Origin of the sequence: Methylobacterium mesophilicum, assembly GCF_036441335.1 — a bacterium.
GTDB lineage: Bacteria > Pseudomonadota > Alphaproteobacteria > Rhizobiales > Beijerinckiaceae > Methylobacterium > Methylobacterium mesophilicum_B.
The window spans coordinates 1-9,073 of sequence record NZ_MLBW01000040.1 but is presented as its reverse complement, the minus strand read 5'-3'; the positions used below and the strand labels follow the sequence as shown (position 1 = coordinate 9,073).

The 9,073-nt window shown below is 71.6% G+C and carries 8 protein-coding genes; 2 read left to right on the top strand and 6 right to left on the bottom strand.

Translation table 11 applies throughout. The features are described from left to right. Together MMR14E_RS28990 and MMR14E_RS28985 are read right to left on the bottom strand one after the other, a co-directional pair. Positions 1 to 130 (bottom strand): twin-arginine translocation signal domain-containing protein (locus MMR14E_RS28990; protein ID WP_331319109.1); only part of this gene is annotated, 130 nt, incomplete at its 3' end. A gap of 41 nt (positions 131 to 171) precedes the next feature. Beyond that, on the bottom strand, positions 172 to 1,563 hold the full coding sequence (locus MMR14E_RS28985; protein ID WP_331319107.1) for a nucleobase:cation symporter-2 family protein: 1,392 nt from the start codon (positions 1,561 to 1,563) through the stop codon (positions 172 to 174). A gap of 440 nt (positions 1,564 to 2,003) precedes the next feature. Between MMR14E_RS28985 and MMR14E_RS28980 the strand changes: the two genes are divergently transcribed. Continuing rightward, a complete protein-coding gene (locus MMR14E_RS28980) occupies positions 2,004 to 3,362 on the top strand; it encodes an 8-oxoguanine deaminase (RefSeq protein WP_331319105.1) in 1,359 nt (452 codons plus the stop codon). 137 nt (positions 3,363 to 3,499) lie between these two features. On the opposite strand, the gene bhcD is transcribed toward MMR14E_RS28980, so the two are convergent. The 4 genes from bhcD to bhcA all read right to left on the bottom strand — a co-directional run bounded on the left by bhcD (position 3,500) and on the right by bhcA (position 7,954). After that, positions 3,500 to 4,465, bottom strand: a complete 966-nt coding sequence (gene bhcD / locus MMR14E_RS28975) for an iminosuccinate reductase BhcD (protein WP_331319104.1) — start codon at positions 4,463 to 4,465, stop codon at positions 3,500 to 3,502. A gap of 150 nt (positions 4,466 to 4,615) precedes the next feature. Further along, positions 4,616 to 5,779, bottom strand: a complete 1,164-nt coding sequence (gene bhcC, locus MMR14E_RS28970; RefSeq protein WP_331319103.1) for a 3-hydroxy-D-aspartate aldolase BhcC — start codon at positions 5,777 to 5,779, stop codon at positions 4,616 to 4,618. A 13-nt stretch (positions 5,780 to 5,792) separates the two neighbouring features. Further along, entirely contained in the window at positions 5,793 to 6,752 is a 960-nt protein-coding gene (gene bhcB, locus MMR14E_RS28965; RefSeq protein ID WP_331319102.1) for a beta-hydroxyaspartate dehydratase BhcB, read from the bottom strand. An 11-nt stretch (positions 6,753 to 6,763) separates the two neighbouring features. Then, positions 6,764 to 7,954 carry an L-aspartate--glyoxylate aminotransferase BhcA gene (gene bhcA / locus MMR14E_RS28960; protein WP_331319101.1) on the bottom strand — a complete coding sequence of 397 codons (1,191 nt, stop codon included), beginning with the start codon at positions 7,952 to 7,954 and terminating at the stop codon, positions 6,764 to 6,766. A 188-nt stretch (positions 7,955 to 8,142) separates the two neighbouring features. Here bhcA and bhcR point away from each other — a divergent pair, with 188 nt between their 5' ends. Further along, positions 8,143 to 8,991 (top strand): HTH-type transcriptional regulator BhcR, encoded by an 849-nt coding sequence (bhcR, locus tag MMR14E_RS28955; RefSeq protein ID WP_331319100.1) that lies wholly within the window; start codon positions 8,143 to 8,145, stop codon positions 8,989 to 8,991. Positions 8,992 to 9,073: the final 82 nt, after the last annotated feature.

The following is a 9,073-nucleotide window of genomic DNA, read 5'->3' as shown; positions in this document are numbered from 1 at the left end:
ACGGGGAGCCGGCGGACGGGCCGGTCTCGGCGAGCTGCGCCCGGGCCGGGGGCGCCAGGAAGGAGACCTTCACGGCGACGCCCGCCGCCGCGCCGGCCTTCAGGAAGTGGCGCCGCGAGAGCGCCTTCATGGTCTCGGCCGACACGGCGTCTTTCCTCATGGCGTGTCCCCTCAGGCCCGGTCGAGGGCGGCCGCGTGCGGGAAGGCGGGCTCCGCGCCGGCGGCGCGGTGCTCGGCCCCGGCGCCGAGACGGTCCGAGTTCAGCAGCAGGTTGAGGACGATCGCCCCGATGGCGCCGAGGGTGATCCCGCTGTGCAGGATCGGCCCGGCCCAGTCCGGCGCGGTAGCGGCGAAGAGCTTCGGCGCCGCCATCGGGATCAGGCTGAGGCCGATGCTGACCGCGACGACGATCTGGTTCCGGCGATCCCCGAGATCGGCGCCGCCCACGATCTTGAGGCCCGCCGCCGCGACCATGCCGAAGATCACGATGCCGGCGCCGCCGAGCACGGCGGGCGGGATGGACGCCACCGCGAAGGCGACCTTGGGCAGGAGGCTGACGCCCAGGATGATGAAGCCCGCCGCGACCGTGACGTAGCGGCTGCGCACCCGCGTCATGTTCACGAGGCCGACGTTCTGGGAGAACGAGGTGTGCGGGAAGGTGTTGAGGCAGCCCGCGATCAGCGTCGAGAGCGAGTCCGCCATCAGGCCGCGGGTCAGGGTCCGCCTGTCCACCGGGCGCCCGACGATGTCGCCCACCGCCAGGAACATGCCGGTCGACTCGACCAGCGTGACCATCATGACGATGCACATCGCCGCCACGGCCGTCAGGTGGAAGGTCGGCCAGCCGAAGTGGAACGGCGTGACGAGGGCGATGAGCGGGCGCTCGGCCAGCCCGTCGAGACGGAACAGGCCGAGCGGCCAGGCGAGGCACAGGCCCGCGACGAGGCCGATCAGCACGGCGACGTTGGCGACGAAGCCGGTGGCGAAGCGGCTGACCACCAGGATCACCGCCAGCACGAAGGCCGCGACGCCGAGATGGACCGGGGCGCCGAAATCAGGGGCCCCGAAGCCGCCGCCCGCCCAGTTGATCCCGACCGGCAGCAGCGTGACGCCGATGATCAGGATGACCGTGCCGGTGACCAGCGGCGGGAAGAAGCTCGCGAGCCTGGAGAAGAACGGCCGGAGCAGCAGGCCGAACAGACCCGCCCCGATGGTCGCGCCGAAGATGCCCGGCAGGCCGATCGTCGGGTCCTGCGCCATCGCCACCATCGGGCCGACCGCCGCGAAGCTGACGCCCATGATGACCGGCAGGCGGATGCCGAACATCCCCAGGCCGAGGGACTGGATCAGGATCGCGATGCCCGTCACCAGCAGGTCGCAGTTGATCAGGTAGGCGACCGTCTCGGTCGGCAGGTTCATCGCCGCGCCGAGGATGAGCGGCGGCGCCACCGCCCCGGCGCTCATCACGAGCACGTGCTGCATGCCGTAGGCGAGGAGCTTGGGAAGGGGCGGGATCGCGTCGACCGCGTCCACCTCGCGGGTCGTCCTGTCGTGAGACGTCATGGGCGTGTCCTCCGCCAGCCGGGACCTGTCGAGGCGTCGTCCCGTGATGGTGTCGTCAGGGACCCGGCAGCGGTGGCCGGACCTCTTCCGGGTCCGGGCCGCCAGGAGCGGGTGTGGGGCCAGTCGCAGGGCGGGCCGTGGCGGCCCACCCGGGGGCGGGGGAGCGGGCTCTCGGCGGCCGCTCCGGGGTCATGCGCTGCCGACTTGGCTGGCTCTCAAACCTTGCATGGCTGGCCGCGAACGCCATGCCGGGATTTCGGAAGCACTTCGCGAAAAATCGCCAAGGTGAGCGCTCGCGGCTGCCGTATGCTGCGGCCCGCTGACGGCCCCGAGACGGTGCGCCCGGCACGGCGTTCCTGCCGCCAGAGGGCGGCATCTGGCCGTGGCGAGGCGGCGCGGCCCATCCGGCGCGGCCTCCAGGGCGCACCCGGAGAGACGCGATGACCTCCCTGCTGCTGACGAACGCCGACATCCTGGTGACGATGGACGCGCAGCGCCGGGAGATCCCCGGCGGCGCGGTCTACGTGGAGGACAACCGCATCGTCGCCGTCGGCCCCGCCGCCGAGGTGCCGCAGCGGGCCGACACCGTCCTCGACATGCGCGGCCACGCGGTGCTGCCGGGCCTCGTGAACACCCACCACCACATGTACCAGACGCTCACCCGCGCGGTGCCGGCCGCGCAGGATGCCGAGCTGTTCGGCTGGCTGAAGGCGCTCTACCCGATCTGGGCCCGGCTCACGCCGGAGATGGTCCGCGTCTCGACGCAGACCGCGATGGCCGAGCTGATCCTCTCGGGCTGCACCACGTCGAGCGACCACCTCTACATCTACCCGAACGGCTGCCGGCTCGACGATTCGATCGAGGGCGCCGAGGCGATCGGCATGCGCTTCCACGCCGCCCGCGGCGCGATGAGCGTCGGGGAGAGCGCGGGCGGACTCCCGCCGGACTCGGTCGTCGAGGACGAGGCGGCGATCCTCGACGACACGCGCCGGCTGATCGAGCGCTGGCACGATCCGGAGCGCTTCGCCATGCGCCGGATCGTGGTGGCGCCCTGCTCACCGTTCTCGGTGAGCCGCGGCCTGATGCGCGATGCCGCCGAACTGGCCCGGCACTACGGCGTCTCGCTCCACACCCACCTCGCGGAGAACGACGACGACGTCCGCTACAGCCTCGAAAAGTTCGGGATGACCCCGGCGGAGTACGCCGCCGACCTGGGCTGGACGGGCCCCGACGTGTGGCACGCTCACTGCGTCAAGCTCGACCGCGCCGGCATCGCGCTGTTCGGCCGGACCGGGACCGGTGTGGCGCACTGCCCCTGCTCCAACATGCGCCTCGCCTCGGGCATCGCGCCCATCCGGCAGATGCGGTGCGAGGGCGTGCCGGTCGGGCTCGGCGTCGACGGCTCGGCCTCCAACGACGGGTCGCACATGCTGGGCGAGGCGCGGCAGGCCATGCTGCTCGCCCGCGTCGGCTCCGGACCGGGGGCCATGAAGGCGCGCGAGGCGCTGGAGATCGCGACGCTCGGCGGCGCGAAGGTGCTGAACCGGGACGATATCGGCGCCCTGGCCCCCGGCATGGCGGCCGACATCGTCGCCTTCGACCTGCGCGGCCTCGGCATGGCGGGGGCGCTGCACGACCCCGTCGCCGCCCTCACCTTCTGCGCGCCGCAGACGGTGGCCTGGAGCGTCATCAACGGGAAGATCGTGGTGCGGGAGGGCCGCCTGACCACCCTCGACACCGCGGCGCTGGCCGCCCGCCACAACGCCCTCGCGGCAGCCCTGGTGCGCGGCGAGGCGTAGGCCGCCCTACTCATCCTCCGCAGAGGGGCTCGTGGATTCGGACATCGGGGTCGGCGGCGCAGCTTCAGGATCGGGCGCGTCGCGCTCTTCATCGGCGTCAGCGTTCTCGCACCCGTGGGCGGCGCCCGCCGAGCTGGTCAGACATCCACCTCCGTCGCCAGCCCCTTGGCCACCGCGCGGTCGACCGCCACCGCGGCGACCGCGAGGTCCTGCAGCCCGACCCCGGTGCCGTCGAAGACGGTGATCTCGGACTCCGAGACGCGGCCGGGATGATCGCCGTTGATCACTGCCCCGATCTCCACGATGGAATCCGCGGCGAGGAGCCCCCGCGCGATCGCGTGCTGCGCCTCGCCGATGCTGACCGACTGCGCGACCTCGTCGGTGAAGACCGTCGCGCCCGCGAGCAGTTCGGCCTCGACCTCCTGCTTGCCGCGCGTGTCCGTCCCCATGCAGGCGACGTGCGTGCCCGGCCGGACCTGCGCGGCCTTCAGGATCGGCGCGAACGAGGACGTGATCGTCACGACGACGTCGGCCTCGGCCCCGAGCCGGTCGAGATCCACCGCCTCGAACGGCACGCCGCGCTCCCGCGCCACCGCCTCCATCCGGCCGAACATGCCCGGATGCAGGTTCCATGCGAGGACCCGCTCGAACGGCCGCTGCGCCAGCGCCGCCCGCAGCTGGAACGCCGACTGGTGGCCCGCGCCGATCATGCCGAGCACGCGCGCGTCCCCGCGGGCGAGGTGCCGGATGGAGATGGCGCTGGCCGCGGCCGTGCGCAGCGCCGTGAGGAGGTTGCCCCCGACCACGGCCCGGCAGCGGCCGGTATCGGCGTCGAACAGGAACACCGTCGACTGGTGGTTGGTCAGGCCCTTCGCGGCGTTGCCGGGCCAGAAGCCGCCGGCCTTGAGGCCGAGCGCGAGGCTGTCCCGGTCGAAACCGGACTTGAAGCCGTAGAGCGCGTCGGCGTGGCCGATGGCTTCCCGGACGACCGGGAAGTTGCCGGCCCGCCGCCGCGCCATGGAGGCGAAGACCTGCTCGACGGCGCCGAAGCACTCCGCCTCGGTCAAGAGCCCGTCGATCGCGTGCTCGGGAACGATGATCATCGCGGATGTGTCCTCAGTTCTTGAGCCGGCGTGTTGCCTCCGTCATCGCGGGCGGAGCGAGGCGACCCGGGGCAGCGGGTCCCGTCCAGGCGCGGCACCTCGCCGGATCGCTGCGCCGCGCTCGCGATGACGGACGGTGTGCAGGATGCGTCAGTAGGCCTTGCCGCGGGCCGAGACCGGCCAGAGCGTCTCGACCCGACCGCCGCGCACGCCGACATACCAGTCGTGGACGTTGCAGGTCGGATCGCAGTGGCCGGGCACGAGACGCAGACGGTCGTTGACCTTCAGCTTACCCTCGGGATCCTCGATCACCCCGTGCTCGTCCGAGCACTTGATGTACGTCACGTCGTCGCGGCCGAAGACAAACGGCAGGCCGGAATCGACCGACTGCACCTTCAGACCCGCGTCGCAGATCGCCTTGTCGGCCTTGGCGTGGCTCATCACGCTGGTGAGGATGAACAGGGCGTTCTTCCACTCGCCCGCGTCGATGCGGTTGCCGTCCCGGTCGCGGATACGCCCGTAATCGGCATCCATGAACGCGTAGCTGCCGCATTGCAGCTCGTTGTAGACGCCGGATCCGGCCTCGAAATAGTAGCTGCCGGTGCCGCCGCCGCTGACGAGTTCCGGCTCGAGGCCCTCCCGGTTCAGCGCCGCGACGGCGTCGCGCACCTGGGCGATGGCCGCGTCGAGCTTGGCCCGCCGCTCCTCGTAGCCGTCGATGTGCTGCATGGCGCCCTGGTAGGCCTGGAGGCCCGCGAAGCGCAGGTTCGGCGCGGCCGCGACGGCCTGGGCGATCGCCACCACCTCGGGGGTCGTCCTCACGCCGCAGCGGCCGGCGCCGCAATCGATCTCGACGAAGCAGTCGAGCTGCGTGCCGTGCCGCTGCGCCGCCGCCGAGAGGTCAGCGACGTTCGCCACGTCGTCGAGGCAGACGATGATGCGGCCGCCGTGCAGCGGCAGCCGCGCCAGCCGGTCGATCTTGCCCGGGTCGCGCACCTGGTTCGAGACCAGGATATCCTTGATGCCCGCGCGGGCGAAGACTTCCGCCTCCGAGACCTTCTGGCAGCAGACGCCGCAGGCGCCGCCGAGGCTCTGCTGGAGCTTCAGGATGTCGACGGACTTGTGCATCTTGCCGTGGGCACGGTGGCGCATCCCGTGCGCCTTCGCGTAGTCGCCCATCTTGCGGATGTTGCCTTCCAGCGCGTCGAGATCGACGATCAGGCAGGGCGTCTGGATCTCGTCCTCGCGCATGCCGGGCAGCGCGGGGACGTCGAAGCCGACCTCGAGATCGGCGGATCGGGTGTTCATGTGCATCTTGGGCCTCCCGTTATTGCCAGGGCAGCGCGTCGAGATCGACGTTCCCGCCCGTGATGATCACGCCCACCCGCTTGTTCGCGAAGACGGGGCGGTTCTTCAGCACCGCCGCCAGGGCGACGGCGCTCGACGGCTCCATGACGATCTTCAGCCGCTTCCAGATCAGCTGCATCGCCGCGACGATCTCGGCCTCGGAGACCGTGAGGATATCCGCGACGTGGTGGCGGACGAAGTGCCAGGTGAGGTCCTTCAGCGGCACCTTGAGCCCGTCCGCGACCGTCACCGGCGCGTCGTCGGCGATGATCCGACCGGCCTTCAGGCTGCGATGGGCGTCGTCGGCCTGCTCGGGCTCCGCCGCGTAGACCGCGATCTGCGGGGCGAGCCCGGCGAGCGTCAGGCAGGTGCCCGACACCATGCCGCCGCCGCCGATCGGGGCGATCACCGCGTCGAGATCCGGGACCTGCGCGATCAGCTCGCGGGCGCAGGTCGCCTGCCCGGCGATGACCCGGGGATCGTTGTAGGGGTGCACGAACTCCGCGCCGGTCTCGGCGACCACCTCGGCGAAGACCGCCTCGCGGGAGGAGGTGGACGGCTCGCACTCCACCACCCGGCCGCCGTAGCCGCGCACGGCGTCCTTCTTCGCCTGGGGCGCGGTGCGCGGCATCACCACCGTGCATGGGATGCCACGCCGGCCCGCCGCGTAGGACAGGCAGGTACCGTGATTGCCGGAGGAGTGGGTCGCCACCCCCCGCGCGGCCTGCGCGTCGGTGAGGCTGAAGACGGCGTTCGAGGCGCCCCGCGCCTTGAAGGCGCCGGCCTTCTGCAGGTTCTCGCACTTGAAGAACAGCCGTGCGCCGGCCGCTTCGTCGATGATCCGCGAGGTCAGCACCGGCGTCTCGTGGATGTAGGGCCGGATGCGCTCGTGGGCGGCCAGGACGTCGTCGAGGGTGGGCGTGATCAGGGCGCTGTCCATGGCGCTCTCCCTCAGGCGGCCGCGCGCAGGCCGGCGGCCGGGCCGCGGCGGTACACCGCCTGCGCGGCCGCGACCCCCGATCCCAGCTCGATGCGCAGGCCGAGATCGGCCATCGCCATCTCGGCCGCGGCGATCCCCGACAGCGCCATCACGTCCGTCAGGCTGCCGAGATGGCCGATGCGGAAGACCTTCCCGGCGACCTCGCCGAGGCCGACCCCGAAGGCGACGTCGTAGTGGCGCGCCGCGTGGGTGACGATCCGGGTCGCGTCGAAGCCCTCCGGGGTGCGGATCGCGCTCACCGTGTCCGAGTAGAGGTCCGGGCGCGCGGCGCAGAGCTCCAGGCCCCAGGCGGCGACGGCGGCGCGGATCCCGTCCGCGATGCGGCGGTGCCGGGCGAAGACGGTGTCGAGCCCCTCGGCCAGCAGCAGTTCCGTCGACAGCTTCAGGCCGTTCAGGAGCCCGACCGCCGGCGTGTAGGGATAGGCGCCGTTCGGGTAGCCCTTCGCCATGTCGCGGACGTCGAAATAGGTCCGCGGCAGCGTGGCCGTCGCCGTGGCGGCCATGGCCTTGGGCGAGAACGCCACGATAGCGAGGCCCGCGGGCAGCATGAAGCCCTTCTGCGAGCCGGTCACGGCGACATCGACGCCCCACGCGTCCATGCGGAAATCCATCGAGGCGATCGAGCTGACGCCGTCGACCAGCAGCAGGGCCGGGTGGTTGCTGGCATCCAGCGCGCGGCGCACGGCGGCGACGTCCGAGCGGACACCGGTCGCCGTCTCGTTGTGCGTGACCAGCACGGCCCGGATACGGTGCGCGGTGTCGGCCGCGAGGGCCTCGGCGAAGCGGTCCGCCGGAAGCCCCTCGCCCCACGGGGCCTCGATCACCCGGACATCGAGGCCGTGGCGGCGGGACATGTCGATCCAGCGGTGGCTGAACATGCCGTGGCGCGCCGCCAGCACCGCGTCGCCGGCGCTGAGCGTGTTGGAGAGCGCGGTCTCCCAACCGCCCGTCGCCGTCGACGGGAAGATGAACGCCTCGGCGTCATCGCTCTTCAGGACCTTCTTCACGCCGGCGAGGGCCGGATGAAGGATCTGCGCGAAGAGCGGCGACCGGTGATCCAGAGTCGGCATGTCGGCCGCGCGGCGAAGCACTTCCGGCATATTGGTCGGACCGGGAATGAAGACGGGATTCTGTGCGAACATCGGCGGCGCTCTCCTCCAATACGGGAACGATAGCACCGCCGGAACCGGTTTGATATTTTCTTGAAAAACTTTTTCAGCGATGCGTGGAGCGCGAAAAGACGCGACCCGGCAGGGCTTTACCTTTTTCCGTTGTGAGAAAAAATTTTTCACCCTACGGAGTGGCCGGGATCGGCGAGGGTGGGGACGCCATGGATTCGGGAAGTCGACGCCGCGGGCGGCCGAAGGGGTTCGGCGGCGCCAAGCCCGCGGCGACCATCCAGGCGCTCGACCGTGCCCTCGACGTCCTCGACGTCCTGGCGGGCGGCGACGGGCTGACGCTGTCGGAATTGGCCGGCCGGCTCGAGCAATCGGTCGCGACGATGCACCGGGTGCTCGCGACGCTCGAGCGCCGCGGCCTCGTCGAGATCAGCGCCGACAAGCAGGAGTGGCACGTCGGCGCGGAAGCCTACCGGCTCGGATCGGCGTTCCTGCGCCGCCACAACGTCGTCGAGCGGAGCCGGTCGATGATGTGGACGCTGATGCAGGAGACCGGCGAGACCTCCAATCTCGGCGTCGAGAAGGACGGCAACGTCCTGTTCGTCAGCCAGGTGGAGACCCACGAGACGATCCGCGCCTTCTTCCCCCCGGGCTCCCTGTCGCCGCTGCACGCGTCGGGCATCGGGAAGGCGCTGCTGAGCACCTACGCGCCGGCACGGACCGAGCGCCTGTTCCGGGGGAGGACCTTCGCGCGGTTCACCGACAAGACCATCGGCTCGATGGAGGGGCTGCGCGACGACGTCGAGGCGACCCGCCGCCGGGGCTACGCGATCGACGACGAGGAGCGGAGCATCGGGATGCGCTGCGTCGCCGCCCCGATCCTCAACGTCCACGGCGAGGCCATCGCGGGGATCTCGGTGTCGGGGCCGACGCACCGGCTCTCCGACGAGAAGCTGCGCGCCATCGGCGAGCGGGTGCGAAAGGGCGCCGCCGCGGTCTCGCGCGCCCTCGGCGCGCCCGCAAAGGCGATCACCGCGCCGGACGAGGCCGGCCGGGACTGATCCGGCGAGCCCCCGGCGCGGCGCGGCCTAGCGCGGGGAATGCGGGCGCCGCGGATCGACGGTTCCGATCGCCGACGCGGGC

Bases quoted from the DNA above. Each gene is read 5' to 3' on its own strand.
- MMR14E_RS28985 (WP_331319107.1), bottom strand. From the start codon at position 1,563: ATGACGTCTCACGACAGGACGACCCGCGAGGTGGACGCGGTCGACGCG.
- MMR14E_RS28980 (WP_331319105.1), top strand. From the start codon at position 2,004: ATGACCTCCCTGCTGCTGACGAACGCCGACATCCTGGTGACGATGGAC.
- bhcD (WP_331319104.1), bottom strand. From the start codon at position 4,465: ATGATCATCGTTCCCGAGCACGCGATCGACGGGCTCTTGACCGAGGCG.
- bhcC (WP_331319103.1), bottom strand. From the start codon at position 5,779: ATGCACATGAACACCCGATCCGCCGATCTCGAGGTCGGCTTCGACGTC.
- bhcB (WP_331319102.1), bottom strand. From the start codon at position 6,752: ATGGACAGCGCCCTGATCACGCCCACCCTCGACGACGTCCTGGCCGCC.
- bhcA (WP_331319101.1), bottom strand. From the start codon at position 7,954: ATGTTCGCACAGAATCCCGTCTTCATTCCCGGTCCGACCAATATGCCG.
- bhcR (WP_331319100.1), top strand. From the start codon at position 8,143: ATGGATTCGGGAAGTCGACGCCGCGGGCGGCCGAAGGGGTTCGGCGGC.